Raw genomic sequence first — 18,027 nt, 5'->3', positions numbered from 1 at the left:
CATCACACAAAGAGACAAGGCGACTTACACGTTTCCTTATATATCAACCTAGAATCAAGTGAACAGGGATCCTTCCATGCAACTCATTATGAGTATTATAGGAATGGCGGTACTCATCGCGATAGCTATCCTATTTTCTAGCAATCGCCGAGCGATAAGACTTCGCACTGTAGGTGGTGCTTTTATTATCCAGTTGGCAATCGGCGCATTAGTGTTATATGTCCCTGCTGGGCGCAGCGTGCTACAAGGGATGTCTGATGGTGTTTCTAAAGTCATCGGATATGGTCAAGATGGTATGAGCTTTATTTTTGGCGGCTTAGTGTCCGACAAAATGTTTGAATTATTTGGCGGTGGCGGCTTTATTTTTGCTTTTCGCGTTCTGCCTATCATTGTGTTTTTCTCATCGTTGATCGCTGTACTTTATTACTTAGGTATCATGCAGTTGGTGATTAAAGTATTGGGTGGCGGTTTACAGAAAGTTCTTGGCACATCACGAACTGAGTCCTTATCTGCGACGGCGAACATTTTCGTGGGTCAAACTGAAGCACCTTTAGTTGTTCGTCCTTATATTGCAACCATGACCACTTCTGAACTGTTCGCGATTATGTGTGGTGGTTTAGCGTCAGTGGCGGGTTCTGTGTTAGCGGGTTACGCACAAATGGGCGTGCCAATGGAATACTTGATTGCCGCATCATTTATGGCAGCACCTGGTGGTCTGTTATTCGCAAAACTGATGGTTCCTGAAACAGAAGATGCGCGCGATAGAGTTAACGCGACTGATTTAGTTGCAGAAGATGAACGTCCTGCAAATATTATTGATGCCGCAGCAGCGGGAGCATCGTCAGGGATGCAATTAGCATTGAATGTTGGCGCAATGTTATTAGCGTTCATTGCATTGATTGCATTAATCAACGGTATTTTAGGTGGTATTGGTGGCTGGTTTGATTATCCTCAGCTGTCCCTTGAGTTGCTATTAGGTTGGTTGTTTGCGCCTATCGCTTACTTAATTGGTGTGCCGTGGAGTGAAGCCACTATTGCGGGCTCATTTATTGGTCAAAAAATTGTTGTGAATGAATTTGTTGCCTTCATGAATTTCGGTGAATACATGAAGGCCGATGCAGAAGTGATTGCGGCAGGTAAGCAAGTACTGTCTGATCATACAAAAGCCATTATTTCATTCGCATTGTGTGGTTTTGCGAACTTATCGTCAGTGGCAATTTTGCTGGGTGGTTTAGGCGGAATGGCACCAAATCGCCGTGGCGACGTTGCGCGTCTTGGCATGAAAGCTGTTATGGCAGGAACATTGTCTAACTTAATGAGTGCGACTATTGCTGGCTTCTTCTTGACCTTGGGGGCAGCCGCGGTAGCATAAAGCATCGTGTAAGATTTTAGGCAGGTTTATTCAGCCTGTTCACTATAGAAGCGGAAGGGTGTAGCTCTTTCGCTTTTATTTTTATCGGTTATATTCTTTTGCTATCTTTTATATTCAAAGGCAGAATTTCAACTATTCTTAACTTAGTCAATTAATGATTGTTTAAGGTTAGAAAAGCCATTTGAGTGAATAAATTAACAGATAGATCGGGTATAATGAGATCTTATTCACATAATTATATTTAATAATGTAACATTCAGTCGATTAATGTGATTTGTAGCACATAAAGTGACGCTGTTCCATGGTCAAATAGACACTAGTAAGCTGCTAATGGAACTGCTAGTTCTCAGAGTCGAATGACTCTAGGGCATCGTGCGGTGAGAAGGAACTCAGCTGCTCAGTTCGGAAGCATCCGGCTGGCATCTTTAAGGAACCAAGCCCGCTCGCCAACAAAGAACGTGTCGTTCTGAAGAATTAATAACGTTGGAGAGTTATATGACTGATTTAAAAGCAGCCGCACAACGCGCGCTGACCCTGATGGATTTAACCACATTGAATGATGACGACACTGATGCAAAAGTGATCGCATTATGTCATCAAGCCAAAAGCCCTGCTGGCAACACAGCGGCAATTTGTATCTACCCTCGTTTTATTCCAATTGCGCGTAAAACTTTGCGTGAGCAAGGTACGCCTGACGTTCGCATCGCGACCGTAACCAACTTCCCACACGGTAATGATGATATTGAAATCGCATTAGCAGAAACTAAAGCCGCTATCGCTTATGGTGCGGATGAAATTGACGTTGTATTCCCATACCGTGCGCTGATCGCAGGCAATGAACAAATTGGTTTTGATTTAGTCAAAGCGTGTAAAGACGCATGTGCAGCTGCCAATGTGTTACTGAAAGTGATTATTGAAACGGGTGAATTAAAAGATGCTGCGTTAATTCGTAAAGCGTCTGAAATTTCAATTAAAGCTGGTGCTGACTTTATCAAAACCTCAACAGGTAAAGTGCCTGTTAACGCAACATTAGAAAGTGCAGAAATCATGATGCAAGTCATCAGTGATATGGGCGTTGCAAAAACCGTTGGTTTCAAACCTGCTGGTGGTGTACGTACCGCAGAAGAAGCGGCTGATTACTTAGCATTAGCAGGCCGAATTTTAGGTGACAATTGGGCTGATAGCCGCCACTTCCGTTTTGGCGCATCAAGCTTATTAGCAAATTTATTAAACACGCTGGGTTACGACGTTAAAAAATCAAGCAGCAGTTATTAATTTTCGCATTATTGTTAGCCGATAAATTCGACTTTAAAGGAGTATATCGTGTTTCTGGCACAAGAAATTATTCGTAAAAAACGCGATGGTAAACCATTAAGCGAAGAGGAAATTCGCTTTTTTATCAATGGTGTTCGTGATAATTCTGTTTCGGAAGGTCAAATTGCTGCACTGGCAATGACCATCTATTTTAACGATATGACGATGCCTGAGCGTGTTGCACTGACGCTGGCTATGCGTGATTCAGGAACGGTGCTGAATTGGAAATCACTCAACCTTAACGGCCCGTTGGTGGACAAGCACTCTACAGGCGGTGTTGGTGATGTGACTTCGCTGATGCTAGGCCCAATGGTCGCTGCATGTGGCGGTTATGTCCCTATGATTTCAGGCCGTGGTCTGGGTCATACAGGTGGTACGTTGGATAAGCTGGAAGCTATCCCTAATTTCGACATCTTTCCTGATGATGTTCGTTTCCGTGACATTATTAAAGATGTGGGTGTGGCAATTATTGGGCAAACCAATTCATTAGCGCCAGCAGATAAACGTTTTTATGCAACCCGTGATATTACTGCAACAGTTGACTCGATTCCGCTGATTACGGCATCCATTTTAGGTAAAAAACTGGCTGAAGGCCTTGATGCCTTAGTTATGGACGTAAAAGTCGGCTCTGGTGCATTTATGCCAACCTATGAGAAATCAGAAGAACTGGCAGAGTCAATTGTCAAAGTGGCAAATGGCGCAGGATGTAAAACGACGGCATTGTTAACCGACATGAACGAAGTATTGGCGTCCAGTGCGGGTAATGCGGTTGAAGTGCGCGAAGCAGTGCAATTCTTAACTGGCGAATACCGCAACCCGCGTCTGTATGAAGTGACAATGGCACTTTGTGTGGAAATGCTGGTTTCAGGCTCGTTAGCGGCTACTCGTGAAGAGGCTCGCCAAAAACTGCAAGCGGTGCTGGATAACGGTAAAGCGGCAGAAGTGTTTGGTCGTATGGTTGCAGCACAAAAAGGCCCAGCAGATTTTGTTGAAAATTATGACAAATACCTACCAACTGCTGTGCTGAGCAAAGCAGTTTATGCACCGAAAGACGGTATTATCACGCAAATGGATACGCGTGCATTGGGGATGTCCGTTGTGACATTAGGCGGCGGTCGCCGTAAAGCAACTGACCCAATTGACTACAGTGTTGGTTTGAGTGATATCGCGGCACTCGGCGCGAAAGTGGATACACAAACACCATTGGCAATTATCCATGCAAACAGTGAAAAAGCATGGGAAGAAGCGGCAAAAGAAGTGCGCGCAGCAATGGTAATTGGTGAAAATTCCCCAGAGCAAACGCCGATGGTTTATCGCCAAATCAGCGAGTAATACAAATAGATTTTAGTGGTATATCGTTCTAATAAATACCGCAGGAGAAAAATATGAAACGCACATTTATTATGGTTTTGGATTCCTTTGGGATCGGCGCTGCACACGATGCACATAAATTTGGTGATGAAGGCTCAAATACATTGGGTCACATTGCAGATGCTTGTGCACGCGGCGAAGCGGATATTGGTCGTAAAGGGCCTCTGCATTTACCTAATTTAACAAAATTAGGTTTAGGTAAAGCAGGAGAAGAATCAAGCGGTTCATTCCCTGCGGGTCTTGATCCTAATGCTGAAATTATCGGTGCATATGGTTACGCAAGCGAGATTTCTTCTGGTAAAGATACCCCATCAGGCCACTGGGAAATAGCAGGTGTACCTGTGTTATTCGATTGGGGATATTTCTCTGACGAAGAAAACAGCTTTCCACAAGAACTGCTAGATACTTTAGTTAAAAAAGCCAACCTGCCAGGCTACTTAGGTAACTGCCATTCATCTGGTACTGTCATCCTAGACCAACTGGGTGAAGAGCACATGAAAACTGGGAAACCAATTTTCTATACTTCTGCAGACTCTGTATTCCAAATTGCGTGCCACGAAGAAACGTATGGCTTAGACAAACTGTATGAGCTGTGCGAAATCGCACGTGAAGAGTTAACCAAAGGTGGTTATAACATTGGTCGTGTTATCGCGCGTCCATTTGTGGGTGATAAAGCAGGTAACTTCTCGCGTACGGGCAACCGTCACGATTTAGCGGTTGAGCCACCAGCACCAACTGTACTGAAAAAATTAGTGGATGAGAAACAAGGTGAAGTCGTTTCTATCGGCAAAATTGCGGATATTTATGCGCACGTTGGTATCACTAAGAAAATCAAAGCAACAGGTATCGATGCACTGTTTGATGCAACAGTAGAAGAAATGAAACTGGCGGGTGATAACACCATCGTATTCACTAACTTTGTTGACTTTGACTCAGCTTACGGCCACCGCCGTGATGTTGCTGGCTATGCCGCAGCACTCGAATTATTTGACCGTCGCTTACCTGAATTAATGAAACTGGTTAAAGAAGATGACATTCTGATTTTAACTGCTGACCACGGTTGTGACCCAACTTGGCCAGGAACTGACCATACTCGTGAGCACATTCCTGTTCTGGTTTATGGACCAAAAGTGAAACCAGGTTCATTAGGTCACCGCGAAACGTTCGCAGATATTGGTCAGACAGTCGCTAAGTATTTTGATTTGTCTCCAATGGATTACGGCAAACCAATGCTTTAATCCTAATTACCCGTCATACTTTGAGCTGTAGCGGTGTTGGCTGCACAAATCCACCCTAATCACATACTTGTGTATGCTCATAGGGATGGTTTTGCTAGCCGCCTAGCTACAACTCAAATTATCTAGGGTAATAAGTTACTTAGGGTAATAAGTTGCTTAGAGTAATGAGCAAACTTTACCGTCATACTTTGAGCTGTACGGTGTTGGTTGCACAAATCCACCCTAATCACATACTTGTGTATGCTCATAGGGATGGTTTTGCTAGCCGCCTAGCTACAACTCAAATTATCTAGGGTAATAAGTTACTTAGGGTAATAAGTTGCTTAGAGTAATGAGCAAACTTTACCGTCATACTTTGAGCTGTACGGTGTTGGCTAAAATTTACATTGCTTAGGGTAATGGCATACTGATTCTAATAATAAGGTGGGGGACCACCTTATTTATTTTAAAAAATTTTATTGTTTAAAGGGAAATAATCATGGCAACTCCACATATTAATGCAGAAATGGGTGATTTCGCTGATGTCGTTCTGATGCCAGGTGATCCATTACGTGCAAAATACATCGCAGAAACTTTCCTGCAAGATGTCCGTCAAGTGAACAATGTTCGTGGCATGTTAGGTTTTACAGGGACTTATAAAGGTCGTAAGATTTCTGTTATGGGTCACGGCATGGGTATCCCTTCTTGTTCAATCTATGCAAAAGAATTGATCACCGATTTCGGTGTGAAAGTGATTATCCGTGTAGGTTCATGTGGTGCAGTGATGGATGATGTGAAACTGCGTGATGTTGTTATCGGTATGGGTGCTTGCACAGACTCTAAAGTTAACCGCCTGCGTTTCAAAGACCAAGATTTCGCGGCAATCGCAGATTATGATTTAGTTCACAACGCGGTTGAAGCGGCAAAAGCCAGAAAAGTTAACGTCCGTGTGGGTAACCTGTTCTCTGCTGACCTGTTCTATACGCCAGATCCAGACATGTTCAAAGTGATGGAAAAATACGGCATCTTAGGTGTAGAGATGGAAGCTGCGGGTATCTATGGTGTTGCGGCAGAATACGGTGCGCGCGCACTGGCTATCTGTACTGTATCTGATCACATCAAAACAGGCGAGCAAACCACTTCTGACGAACGTCAAACAACATTCAACGAAATGATTGAAATTGCGCTGGATTCGGTGCTGTTAGGCGACAAATAGTCGTTAGCGAAATACCGAGATGATTTCTTTAAAATGCCACGTATTGTGTGGCATTTTTTTATCGCTATTTTTTGATCCTGCTCATCATCACGGCATCAACGTATTGCCCATCACGGAATGCATAATCACGCATTCTACCTTCTTGCTCGAAGCCAAATTTCTTATATAAGCCAATGCCATTATCGTTGTCGGCAAATACTTCCAATTCAATACGGCGCACATTCAACCAGTTATCGCAATAATCCACCATCACTTGCATCAGTTGTGAGCCAATACCTTTGCCTTGGTGGGCTTCACTAACGGTAATCCCGAAGGTTGCCACATGGCGGCGGCGAACTTGACCCGGCTGGCTGATGGTCAGCAAACCCACAACGTCTTCATTAATGGTGGCGACAAACTGGGTAACGAGTGGGTCATTCGTCCCAAGGCGTGCTTCCCACGTTTTTGTCGTTGGGTATGGTAGTTGTAAGGTGTTGGCATACGCCGAATAGTCCGCGTGCATTTTGGTGATTGCAGGCACATCGTTCAGTGTTGCTCTGCGGATGGTTACGTTGTTCATTACTTTACTCATTATTGTCGTTTCTAGAATATATTAATCACATCAAAATTATTTTATGTCAATGAGATATAAGACTTATTACATAAAAAACGATGAAATAAAGTAAACGTTTTATAATCGTTATTTGATATAAAAGACTAATCTATCACTATACTATTTTTATGATATATAAATTTTTATTTAAAAATAAAACGAATGTTAGAGGGGGATTGATATGACAATTTTTGGAAAACAAAAATTTGATGACCAAAAATATTTATCTATGCCATTAAAGGATATGGTAATTAAAATAAAAGAAAAACCAGATTTTTTTGAGGGGAATAGCCATGTTATTATAAATAAAATAAAAGAAATTAAAAATAAGGGTGATTCTGGGTGGAGTGAAATAAATGATGCTTGGAATGTGGAGTCTAAAGGGAAAGCTAAAAAGAAAATTGATAAATATTTCAAAGAAGGGTTGAAAGAGTGCAATGAGTTTTTAAAAAAAGAAAATATAAATAAAGAAGTAGTGGCTGTTTTTAATGATAAAGAGTTTGTTAATCAACCTACAAATGTTGAAGTGGAAGAACAGAGTGCTAATGACAATGAAGGAGTAAAAAGTCGTTTCTGTGAGGAAATAAAAAAAGACGTTAAAAATGCTGTAATGAAAATAAAAAATAATATTAAAGGTGGAGTAGGGGTTGATTTTAATAAAGAGATTAAGTGTGATGGAGTAAATGAAAGAATAAAAAAAGTTGAATATAATAGTTTTGAAGATTTAATTCAAGAACTGGAAAGCGGAGCTAATTTGTCAGAGAGTGGGGTGAGTTATATAAGTTTTTTGATGAGTTATATTAGAACTAGAGAAATACTTGGTAGTGAAGATAATATAAGAAAAGAAATTGATAATTTTTTCGTAAGAATTTCTAGTTCTTTATGCAACATTGAAGATAAAAAAAAGGTTCTTCTTATGTATCAAAATGCACGGTTCTTATCTATATATGATGCCTATTGTCGAAGGGTGGCTTCTTTAATTATAAATAAGCTTGAAAATTCTAATGTTCCTAAAGATACAATAAAAGTTATTAGAAATAACCTGTCTAAATATACTAATGAGCATGTTGATGTATTAAAGCTTAATGAGTCAAAATACTTAAATTACATTAAAAAAATAAAAAACATTAATGATGAAGAAAGTAAAGGTACTATGCGTAATATAGAAAGCATTAGGCGCCTTGGGTTGATTAACAATCTTCTTTCTAATGGTGAATTTACAGGTGAAAAAAGTAAGCATCTACCTGAATTTGTTAGCGATTCAGGAAATAGTGATATTGTGAGATTTTTTGATGAAAAAATCAATATGGATATTGAAATGTTACAATCGGAATGTGATGATAAAGAAAAAGAGGAAATGTGTAAGCGCGATGCATATATTGAAACTCAAAAACAATATATGGATATGACTATTTTAAGTATAAAAAACATCCTAACAAAAAGCTCTGTTTCTTCAAGGACTATAGAATTAATTAATAAAACGATAAGCGATAGAGTAAGTCAGGAAAATATAGATACCTTCCCATCTAAACTTGATTTGATTTTAAAGTTACTTAAACTGAAAAAAGTAAATCCAAGAAAAATTCATGATGAGATTAAAAAATATTTTGAACTTTTGCCTGAAGAAATTACATCAAAAATTGATGATATTATGGATTCAAGAACATCATTTAAAAAAAAGATTTTTATTAGGTTTAATACATTTAAAAATAGCATAATGAGCTTTATATCGAGAAAAATAGGTTTCTTTAGCTAAAAATAGGACACACCATAAAACCAACAGTTTATTCATTACTAAACTGTTGGTTTTTCTGATATTAAGGCGTCATCATAAACACTTTGCTATTTTGCCCTAAATATTGACCAGCCAAACGGTTTATATCTTCAACCGTGAGTTGGCGTACAATAGCTTGCTCTTGGTTTAAACGTTGATATTGCCCATCATCAGCAGCGATTTGTGCCAGTGCTTCAGTCCAATAACTCGCACTATCAGTGACTTGCGAATTCTCTGTTAACCAAATATTTTTGGCTTCGGTTAACTCTTTTTCACTCACACCCGATTGGCGAATTTGCGCAATGGTTTTTTGCGCGATTGCCGTCATTTCCTGCGCACGCTCAGGGGAAGTGGTGAAGTTCAAGCGAGCAAGGTAATAAGGCTGTGGTTTTTTCGCTAACATCTGCGAAAAACCGAGCGCATAAATTCCGCTGGCTTTTTCACGTAGTTCCCCGCGTAAGCGTTGACTAACAAGGGTATCAATCAATTGCAGTGCCAGTTGATCTTGTTGCGACCAAACCGCAGGCGCCGCAAATTGAATGCTTACCATGCTTTTATCACTGCTACTGATGGGATAGGTTTTATTAAAGCTGGCCATTTTGGGCATGATCCCTTGGTCACGAGATACCAGTTTTTGGTCACTAGATGGCAGTGATGCAACCCATTGCTCTAACAGCGGTTTTAGCTCACGACTATTCATTGCACCTGTTATGACTAACGTCATATCTGCAGTTGACGTGAGTAATTGGCGATTGGCTTGTTGCAATTGTTGTGCGGTGAATTGCTGCCAGCCACCTTGTGGATTGATGACTAAAAATTCACCGTGGGTGTAGCTTTCCTGATTAATATTATCGAGGAAGGTTCGCTCTACCGGAGTTTTCGATAAATTTAACGCGAAAGACTGTTTTTGTTGCTCGAGTTTTTCCCCGCTAAATTGCGGCGCAGTGAGCTTTAAATTCAGCAGCTGCAATGCCGTTTCGAGGTTATCTACAGGGGTTTTACCACGAAAACCGTGTGTCAGTAACTCACTGTAAGGGCGTAGCGAAATTTGGTTGTGTTTTGCCAGCAGCGCTAAATCACGCGCGCTGTAGTGACCATAACCACTGCTTTCAGGCAGTTTCAATGCCCAGTCGGTTAAACCTGTAGTTTGTTGGGTTTCTAAGGAACGGCCGCCTGGTAATTGAAGGTTAAACTGAATATCATCTTTAAGATTTTTATCCGTTTTAACAATCACTTTGATGCCATTACTTAATATCCATTGCTCGGTTTTATCAACAGGCAATTTGGCTTGCTCAACAATAGTGCCTTTTACTACTTCAGGCAGTTGCAAGGTAACCGCTTTTGAACGCAACGTAAATGGCCCTGGTGAGCTTTGGCGGGCGTTGAGCCATTGGGTATTAAATGTGGATTTATCCACCGTTGGGGCATCAGTATCTGGGCCAATCAGTGCTAAGCGCGGGGAAGCCACTTGCAGGAATTTTGCCACGTGTTGCTGTAACGCTTGTGGTTTTATTCCATTAATCAATTGATAGCTGCCATCCAATTGCTGGCGTTTATTCCACATTGGCATGTCATACTCAAGGGCGGTCGTCAGTTGCCCTGCCAGATAATCATTGCTGTAACGCTGTTCAGAGGAGGCTTGTAAACTGAGTTTTTTCAACATCGCTTGTTTTGCGCTATCGAGCTCTTCTTGGGTTACAGGCTCTGTGGCTAATCGTTGTAATTCCGTAAACAGAATTTGCGTGGCACCTGCATAGTCATTGCCTTTCGGGTGGATAATCATCAGTTGCTGTAAACGTTGGTTATCCAGCATTGCACCTTGTTCATTGATGCTGATTGACGGTAGAACGCCGTTATCTACCATCACCGTAAAGCGTTGGTTTAAAATGGCGAGCCATAAACTGTCTAATAAGTCTTCTTGCTGCCCTAAGCGGGTATTTAGCGGTGCGCTAACATCCTTTTGCAATGCGAATTGGACATAGCGTGCACCTTGTTCCTTATCAAAAATTCCTTGCACTAACATATTGGTGGAACTAGCAAATTGCTTCCATTGTGGGTTATCTTCCGCCACTTTTTCAGGTTTAGGTAAGGCAAATAACGTATTGACCTGATTGCGAACTGAAGAACTATTAAAGTCACCAATCACTAACAGGGTCATGCGCTGTGGTTGGTACCATGTTTGATAGTAGTTTTTGGCTTGTTCAATTGGGGCTTGGCGTACGATATCGAGGGAGCCAATCGGGTTACGTTCTGCATAACGACTGCCGTGGTAACGTAGTTTTTCAAGGCTATCATTAATGCGATAACCCATCCCTTGGCGTAAACGCCACTCCTCGACAATCACTGGACGTTCTTTTTCAAATGCGTCTTGGTCGAACGTCATATTTGAGGCCCAGTCTGCCATGACTTGTAAGCCTGTCTCTACCTGTTTTGTGGTTGCATCGGGTAACGACAACTTATACAGGGTGGAATTTAAACTGGTGATGGCATTGACGTGGCTACCCAGCTTCAGTCCTTGCTGTTCCAGCTGTTTAAAGCCCGTTGTGCCGGGAAAATGTTTAGTGCCTTTAAACGCCATGTGCTCGGTAAAGTGAGCAAGGCCAAGCTGCTGTTCATTTTCTTGCAATGAGCCGCTACTCACTAATAAACGCAGCTCAACACCTGGCTGGCTACGCTGTAAGAGGTAAACTTGCAGGCCGTTATCTAATTTATAATGCTGTAGGTCGCTACGCACAGGCAGTAAAGTTTGTGCATTTTGGCTAGTGGTAGCATGACCTGCACAGCCGCCCAACACTAAGCTGATGCAAGTAACAAAAGTGATTTTACGAAGCATATTCAGGTGTTCCTATCATTAAAGAGTCAGTACGGACAGACTCTGAAAGGTGAATTTTTTGTTCTGCAAATTGCGTGACAAAGCTTTGGTGGCTGACGAGGACAATCGCGCTATCGTGCAGTTCCGCTTTTAGCAGCGCGAGCAATTCTAATGCGCTGTTTTCATCTAACGCCGATGTGGTTTCATCAAGCAACAACAGTTTCGGGCGGTTAAGCAACAAACGCGCAAACATAATGCGTTGCTGTTCGCCTCCAGATAGGCGGTTGTTCCAGTCCGTTTCTAAGGCTAACTGATGGTGTAGTTTTTCTAACCCCACTAAGGTCAGTGCATACTGGAAATCGTGTTGGTTAAATTGGCAGGCAGCTTGTGGGTAAGCTAATAGGTTATCTAAGCGGCTGATAGGTAAATACAAGCGCTGTGGGATCCACATGACGTGCTCTGTGCGTGAAATCGTACCGCTAAAGAACGGCCAGTGCCCACTAAGTGTGCGCAGTAAGGTGGATTTACCAATGCCAGAGCGCCCTGAAATTAAAGTCAGTTCCCCTTGTTTAGCCGTAAAATTAACATCTTCAACCAGTAGGCGGTTATCTGCCGTTGATACGCTAATTTTGGCGGTTAACGGCGCATGTTGCTCATCAACAGTGACTTGTGCTTTATTGTCGTTTTCCAATAACACCACGAAGTTATATAAACGGGAGACGGTAGCTTGCCATGCCGCGATTTCTTTATAGGCGAAAATAAACCAGCCCAAAGAGGTGGCAACGCTAGTGAACGCTTGGCGCAATTGCATTAACCCACCTAACATAATTTCCCCAGCAAGGAATTTAGGCAAGGCCAATAAAACAGGTGCTAATGCGGTGACTTGTTGGTAACCCACAGTGTAAAAAGATAAATTTCGTTCACAGCGGATCAAACGGTTCCAGTTAGTGATGATTTCACCAAAACGCCCCATTAACTCTTTTCTGTCTTGGTTTTCACCACGTTGCCCTGCGATGGCATCACCGTGTTGGCGGCAGTTAATGAGCGAGGTACGGTAATCTGCCTCACGGCGCTGCTTGTCCATATGCAAACGGCGCAGTGGAAAGCCAATCCACTGGGTGAGGGCGATACCAATTAGGGTATAAATGATGCAAGCCCAGAACATATAACCAGGGATAGTCCAATCGCTATCGGCAAAGTTAAACGACAGGCTACCAGAGAGCGTCCATAAAATTGCCGCGAATGAGACGAGTGTTAACATTGAGTGTAGGAATGTCACTACCAAATTGAGGGTTGATTCAATCAGTAAGCGAATGTCTTCGGCAATACGTTGGTCTGGGTTGTCGGGCTCTTGGGCGGTCAACCTTAACAGGTAATGTTTGCTGTTGGGGGATAACCAACGGCCAAGGACTTGCTCGGTCATGCCCTTGCGCCAACGGATAATCAACATTTGTTTGAGGTAATTCCCCATGACCACTACAAATATTAATCCGCTGACTAAGATAACAAAGTACTGTAATAAGCCATACAGTGCTTGCCCATCAAGCTTTTGTAGCGCGTTATAAAAGTCGCCGTTCCACATGTTCATTTTGACGTTGAACCACACGGATGAGAGCGTTAGCCCCAGCGAGGCGAAAAGTAGTATCCAGCACAAAAGGGCAGCACGCTGCCCCCAAAAAGGTTTTACTAAATAGAAAAATTGTTTCAGTGTCTTCATGACGTTTTATTCATTTGTTGTTTTATTTTAATGATTAATATTGTTTTAATTGCTCACATTGCTGGTGGATTACAGGTCGTAATTCACTTGTAACCAGAACTGACGGCCCGGGTCATAGGACTTCAGCACGCGGTCTTCGAACATAAAGCGGTCCGCAATATTTTTATTATTCAATATGTTGTTCACTTCAACCGAGAAACCGAAGCCATGGGCAAAGTCGGGTTTCCAGCCGAGGCGGGTATCCCATGTGTATTTGCTGGCAAAGTTTTGCTTGGTGTATTTGCGTAGTTGGCCCACTTCAGGGTCGCTATAATAAGAGTTGTCATAACGAACGGCTTGGCTGCGAGCTCCCCACCATTGAAGACGGTTATACCAAGTAACATCGTATTCATCCCAGACACTGGTGAGTTCGAGGTTTAACTTGATAGGTGAGTTAAAGCTGGTTGAAGGCAGTTTTGAGGCATCTATAACTTTACCGTCATACCAGACTTTATTCAGGTTCACTTTATTGGCGGGATCGAAAGAGTTATAGCCTGAATCTTTTGGTGTATTACTTTCTGTTTGTTGCCATGTAAAAGACGCATTCATAACATGAGAGGCATCAGCCCATTCCCATGGTTGACTATTTTTCACGGATAAAGTGACTGTATCATGTGAACTACGACCCCCATTGTCATACATGCGAATACTGCGTTTGTCGGCATCGCGTGTGTCATATTTGGTGCGAGTTCTGACTTCGTCATACCCTTCACGGTGTACGTATTGCAAGCGCCATGTAGTCGAAAGGATCTCTTGTTGCAGTGCTAAGGTGAGCTCATCGTTATATGGAGTTTTTAGTGAATCGATGCCTTCGTAATCTTTTTTATTATCCCAATCGTTATTGTCAGGGTTAAGCGAACATGCGAAATCTTTGCCATAGCCCAAGCAATTTTGCATCCCGTCATTTTGTGCACCGTATAACGCATAAGTGAGCATTGAACGTCCATAATAACGGTTAGCCCCTGCTATCAATTGAGTTGAGCCATCACCGAAGACATCATAAGTTCCACTTAAACGAGGGGCGATATTGGTACGATTGACAAAATCATCGCGATCCAAACGCACCCCTGGACGCAAATTTAATTTGCCATATTGAATGCTATCATCAAGGAAGATGGCGTAATTGGTATAATCCGCAGAATATGAGCCTTTTTTAAACCGAGTGACATTACTTAAGTAACCATCGTATAAGTCATTATCAATGATGTCGCCAGTGTAGGTGTAACGGAAATAGTCTTGATCACGAACGTAGGTTCCTTTGGTGTAATTTACCTCAGCGCCGAGTGTGGGTTGGTGTGTTAATCCAAGTGCATCCTCTTGGGAATTAAAACGCATCACGGTTTTTAGTCCATGAGTTTTCTGTTTAGATTCTAAGTCGCCAAGACCTCCGCTATTGCGTTCAATCATATTCCAATTGTCGTCGAATGCTCTGATCGTTAGGGAATATTTCTGGTCATTTTTTCGATCATCTTTTAAATCTTGGGTATTCGCCGTGACTTCTAGCTGCCCTAAATCTAGCTGATGCTTGAATACGGCGGTAAAACCTAAGCCATTGTGCGTTGAATCATAGCCTGAGTTACTGATTGAAGACGAAAAAAGGCGGCTATCATAGTTGGCGTAATTAGCGGATAAATCTAATGAGCTCTTATCGGATAAATCCAATGAATATTTTAAAAAGTAGTTATCCGAAGTACGGCGCTGATTTTTTTTACCCGAATCAGTGGTGATTGGCTCAACTTGGTTATTCTCCAGCACAAAGGCTTCACCCCCCGTGACTGTCATCGGAATGGTCGAACTGCGGCGTGAGGCAGAGAACACAATCCCTGAATTTTCGCTAACACCTAATTCAAACCAGCCACCAAAGTCATTTTTATCATAGCGGTTTTGGAAACGCGCAGGGTTGGCAGTGTCATTTTTAGTCGTATCAATGCCTTGGGTTGAATCATGGAATAAGTTGTTCCAGCCCGAACGTGTTAAGCGGTAATAGGCATGGGCGCTATTTTCCCCTTGCCAGCGACGGCTATTCACCTCAACGGTACCCCCCGTAAAACCACCAAATTCGACAGGAATGTTGTTATCGTACACCGTCATACTGTCAATGAGACGGCTATCGATGTAAATCCCTTGGTCGCTGCTGCTTAAGCGGGTTGACGTTTCCCCTAAACCGTTATCAGCAGGGTCAAAGTCATTATTAAAACTCACACCATCAAGGCGATAGGCATTTTGGTAGCTACTTGAACCGTGGATCGACACGCGGGAAGGTTTGATTTCCCCCTGGTTCATGGAGTTGCTGTCGTTGTTGGCAAATTGCACCGCAGGGTTGGTTTTCATCAGGTCAGTAATGTTGCCATCACCTGTATTTTTTTGGCTGATTTCTTCGGCGGTAACATATTGCGGTGCTGACATCACATCGGTTGCAGGGTGATTCTGAACCACACCCGAGACTTGGGTTTCAGGTAAAACCAATGTGCCTTGGTTTAAATTTTGCTGGCGGATCACGAAAACGCCATTTTCACTGACAAGTTCTAACCCGCTACCGATAAGTATTTTTTGTAATGCGGTTTGTGCGGAGTAATTGCCAGACAATGCAGGTGCACGCAAGCCATTTAATTGGCTTTTATCGTACAATAGTTGGATTTGGCCTTGGCGGCTAATTTCTGCAACGGAGGTTGCGAGCGATTGTTCGGGTAGTGAGAATGCCAGCTCTTGTGCAGCTGCGGATTGGCAAACTATTGCGCTACCAACTGCCACAGCAAGGGCAAGCGGCTTTAACCGGCCTTGAGTAAACTGAATAGACATGGATATCCCTTATTCTTAAGCTGCACAAAAAGTGTGCGGAAAATAGTCAGTAAAAAAACGAACTACTTAAGAAGAGGGTGAAATGAGAATTATCCTCACCTGTAAATGAAAATATTTTTCATTTATTTTTTTTATTGTTGATAATCAAAATGTTATTTTTATCTTGATAGACAACTTGGACAGGTAATAGTGACGGAAGGGCTTGAAAAAACAGATCTGGCTGACGGATATTGATACGCCCTGAGATTTTACTGTTTGCTAAAGTGGCAGGTGAAAGCTCAACATTAACAGCAGAATAGTTTTTGAGTTCAGCGAGTACTTCAGCAAGGGGTTTATCCACAAAAACCAATTCGCCAAAGCGCCAGCGCGCGACATCCTGCGCATCCACGTGTTGTCGGGTAATTTTGCTACTCGGGCTGGCACTGACCGCGCTATCGCCAGCGAGCAAAAAAACAGGGTGGGAGTTTTGCTCACTTTGGAAGCTCACAATGCCTTGGCTAACATTCACCGAAACCTGTTGTGCGGCCTTATTTACTTCAAACTCGGTACCAACAACCTGAATACGCCGTTGGTCAGTTTGAATAACAAAGGGGCGGTAAGGGTTTGATTTTACTTTGAAATACGCGTTGCCTTCATCAAGGTACAGGTTACGCACAGGCGTTTCATAGGCAACACGGACACGGGTATGGCGGTTGAGAAATAATTGAGAACCATCGGGTAATGTGACTTCTTTTGGAGTATCCATCGTCACTAATGTCATGTTATTCAATAACATGTAGGGTAAATGGCTGTAAGGTAAAAATAAAATAGCAGCGATAAAAAATGCGGCTAATGTATTACCCAGCGGCCGCCAGAGGCGAAAAAAAGGGCGTTTTTCACTTGCCTCTTTTTTAGCACTGGCAGGGCGAGGCATTGCATCAAAATCACGCCATACTGACGCCATTGCGTCATAGGCTTTTGCATGTTCAGAGGACGCCGCAAGCCATTGTTTAAATTGCGCGGTTTCCTGTTCACTGATGCGTTGGCTGTGCATTCGGGTAAACCAAAGTGCAGCCTCTTCATCAATGTGGTTTGTATCCTCTGATTCGTGCAAAGGCTCGTGTGTCATGACTATTTATTGCCCTGATTATCAAGGTGTTTTTTACAATGAACTAACGCCGCCGCAATGTGTTTCTCCACCATACTGATTGAAATTTCCATTCGCTCAGCGATTTCACTTTGCGATAACCCATCAAAACGATATAGCAAGAATGCTTCTCGCCGACGAGGAGGCAAAGTTTCAAGGGCTTCACTTAACCGTTGAATGCGTTGCTGATGTTCCAGTATTTCACTGGGATCAGCTTCGCGTTGCTCTAAACTGTGTTCATGCGCGATCTCATCAATGGCGGTTTCTGATTTGGTTTGGCGCAGGTTACGCCGCCAATGATCAATCAGCACATGATTTGCAATTTTAAACAGGTAAGCGCGGCTCTCTTTTACTGGTGTTTGTTCCTTGCGATTAAGCCATAGTGTAAACACATCCTGTGATAAATCATCAGCATCATTGCTGTTGTCTAGCCGATTGCGGAAAAACCGTACAAGTTGGCTATAAGTTGACTGATACGCACCGCTAATTTTGCGGGCAAGGGATTTATCGATGGTCATTTTACTGGTGTCAATGTTATCAAAGTGCGCAAATAACAGGATGGGAGCCCTAAATGCGCTGATGAATAATCCGCTCAGATTACTTTTTATTATGAATCAATATCTTATTTTAATTATTGTGTTTTTACTAATAATAATGAATATCATTTTTGTTTGTATT

The 18,027-nt window shown here is 42.4% G+C and carries 12 protein-coding genes; 6 read left to right on the top strand and 6 right to left on the bottom strand.

The annotated features are described in order from the left end of the window. Positions 1 to 88: 88 nt before the first annotated feature. The 5 genes from AABS66_RS11355 to deoD all read left to right on the top strand — a co-directional run bounded on the left by AABS66_RS11355 (position 89) and on the right by deoD (position 6,490). Positions 89 to 1,372, top strand: a complete 1,284-nt coding sequence (locus AABS66_RS11355) for a NupC/NupG family nucleoside CNT transporter (RefSeq protein ID WP_206084786.1) — start codon at positions 89 to 91, stop codon at positions 1,370 to 1,372. Positions 1,373 to 1,867: 495 nt separating this feature from the next. Continuing rightward, the gene (deoC, locus tag AABS66_RS11350; protein ID WP_430224931.1) at positions 1,868 to 2,647 is read left to right on the top strand and encodes a deoxyribose-phosphate aldolase; all 780 of its coding nucleotides are present in this window, start codon (positions 1,868 to 1,870) and stop codon (positions 2,645 to 2,647) included. A gap of 48 nt (positions 2,648 to 2,695) precedes the next feature. Further along, complete coding sequence (gene deoA / locus AABS66_RS11345) at positions 2,696 to 4,018, top strand: thymidine phosphorylase (protein ID WP_219245644.1); 1,323 nt, start codon at positions 2,696 to 2,698, stop codon at positions 4,016 to 4,018. 53 nt (positions 4,019 to 4,071) lie between these two features. After that, the gene (gene deoB, locus AABS66_RS11340) at positions 4,072 to 5,295 is read left to right on the top strand and encodes a phosphopentomutase (RefSeq protein WP_206084490.1); all 1,224 of its coding nucleotides are present in this window, start codon (positions 4,072 to 4,074) and stop codon (positions 5,293 to 5,295) included. Between the two features lie 478 nt (positions 5,296 to 5,773). Next, positions 5,774 to 6,490, top strand: a complete 717-nt coding sequence (gene deoD / locus AABS66_RS11335) for a purine-nucleoside phosphorylase (protein WP_206084491.1) — start codon at positions 5,774 to 5,776, stop codon at positions 6,488 to 6,490. Positions 6,491 to 6,554: 64 nt separating this feature from the next. On the opposite strand, the gene AABS66_RS11330 is transcribed toward deoD, so the two are convergent. After that, positions 6,555 to 7,049: a GNAT family N-acetyltransferase gene (locus AABS66_RS11330; RefSeq protein WP_430224939.1), complete on the bottom strand. Its 495-nt coding sequence runs from the start codon at positions 7,047 to 7,049 to the stop codon at positions 6,555 to 6,557. A gap of 214 nt (positions 7,050 to 7,263) precedes the next feature. On the opposite strand from AABS66_RS11330, the gene AABS66_RS11325 reads away from it, so the two are divergent. Next, positions 7,264 to 8,838 carry a hypothetical protein gene (locus AABS66_RS11325; protein ID WP_430224930.1) on the top strand — a complete coding sequence of 525 codons (1,575 nt, stop codon included), beginning with the start codon at positions 7,264 to 7,266 and terminating at the stop codon, positions 8,836 to 8,838. A 61-nt stretch (positions 8,839 to 8,899) separates the two neighbouring features. Here the strand turns inward: AABS66_RS11325 and AABS66_RS11320 are convergent, their stop codons facing one another. The 5 genes from AABS66_RS11320 to AABS66_RS11300 all read right to left on the bottom strand — a co-directional run bounded on the left by AABS66_RS11320 (position 8,900) and on the right by AABS66_RS11300 (position 17,867). Continuing rightward, positions 8,900 to 11,689, bottom strand: a complete 2,790-nt coding sequence (locus AABS66_RS11320) for a M16 family metallopeptidase (protein WP_430224929.1) — start codon at positions 11,687 to 11,689, stop codon at positions 8,900 to 8,902. Then, positions 11,679 to 13,385 carry an ABC transporter ATP-binding protein/permease gene (locus AABS66_RS11315; protein WP_430224928.1) on the bottom strand — a complete coding sequence of 569 codons (1,707 nt, stop codon included), beginning with the start codon at positions 13,383 to 13,385 and terminating at the stop codon, positions 11,679 to 11,681. The genes AABS66_RS11320 and AABS66_RS11315 overlap by 11 nt, the downstream gene beginning before the upstream one ends. A 69-nt stretch (positions 13,386 to 13,454) precedes the next feature. After that, the gene (locus AABS66_RS11310) at positions 13,455 to 16,223 is read right to left on the bottom strand and encodes a secretin and TonB N-terminal domain-containing protein (protein WP_349422317.1); all 2,769 of its coding nucleotides are present in this window, start codon (positions 16,221 to 16,223) and stop codon (positions 13,455 to 13,457) included. 118 nt (positions 16,224 to 16,341) lie between these two features. Next, complete coding sequence (locus AABS66_RS11305) at positions 16,342 to 17,331, bottom strand: FecR family protein (protein WP_430224927.1); 990 nt, start codon at positions 17,329 to 17,331, stop codon at positions 16,342 to 16,344. A gap of 2 nt (positions 17,332 to 17,333) precedes the next feature. Further along, on the bottom strand, positions 17,334 to 17,867 hold the full coding sequence (locus tag AABS66_RS11300) for an RNA polymerase sigma factor (protein ID WP_272538963.1): 534 nt from the start codon (positions 17,865 to 17,867) through the stop codon (positions 17,334 to 17,336). Positions 17,868 to 18,027 lie beyond the last annotated feature (160 nt).

It is taken from the genome of Providencia sp. SP181 (genome assembly GCF_050446505.1).
Lineage (GTDB): Bacteria > Pseudomonadota > Gammaproteobacteria > Enterobacterales > Enterobacteriaceae > Providencia > Providencia vermicola.
Note: the sequence above shows the minus strand (reverse complement) of the source record. Positions and strands in the feature narration are given on the sequence as shown.

Bases quoted from the DNA above. Each gene is read 5' to 3' on its own strand.
- deoD (WP_206084491.1), top strand. From the start codon at position 5,774: ATGGCAACTCCACATATTAATGCAGAAATGGGTGATTTCGCTGATGTC.
- AABS66_RS11305 (WP_430224927.1), bottom strand. From the start codon at position 17,331: ATGACACACGAGCCTTTGCACGAATCAGAGGATACAAACCACATTGAT.
- AABS66_RS11320 (WP_430224929.1), bottom strand. From the start codon at position 11,689: ATGCTTCGTAAAATCACTTTTGTTACTTGCATCAGCTTAGTGTTGGGC.
- AABS66_RS11300 (WP_272538963.1), bottom strand. From the start codon at position 17,867: ATGACCATCGATAAATCCCTTGCCCGCAAAATTAGCGGTGCGTATCAG.
- AABS66_RS11355 (WP_206084786.1), top strand. From the start codon at position 89: ATGAGTATTATAGGAATGGCGGTACTCATCGCGATAGCTATCCTATTT.
- AABS66_RS11325 (WP_430224930.1), top strand. From the start codon at position 7,264: ATGACAATTTTTGGAAAACAAAAATTTGATGACCAAAAATATTTATCT.
- AABS66_RS11330 (WP_430224939.1), bottom strand. From the start codon at position 7,049: ATGAACAACGTAACCATCCGCAGAGCAACACTGAACGATGTGCCTGCA.
- deoC (WP_430224931.1), top strand. From the start codon at position 1,868: ATGACTGATTTAAAAGCAGCCGCACAACGCGCGCTGACCCTGATGGAT.
- deoB (WP_206084490.1), top strand. From the start codon at position 4,072: ATGAAACGCACATTTATTATGGTTTTGGATTCCTTTGGGATCGGCGCT.
- AABS66_RS11310 (WP_349422317.1), bottom strand. From the start codon at position 16,223: ATGTCTATTCAGTTTACTCAAGGCCGGTTAAAGCCGCTTGCCCTTGCT.
- AABS66_RS11315 (WP_430224928.1), bottom strand. From the start codon at position 13,385: ATGAAGACACTGAAACAATTTTTCTATTTAGTAAAACCTTTTTGGGGG.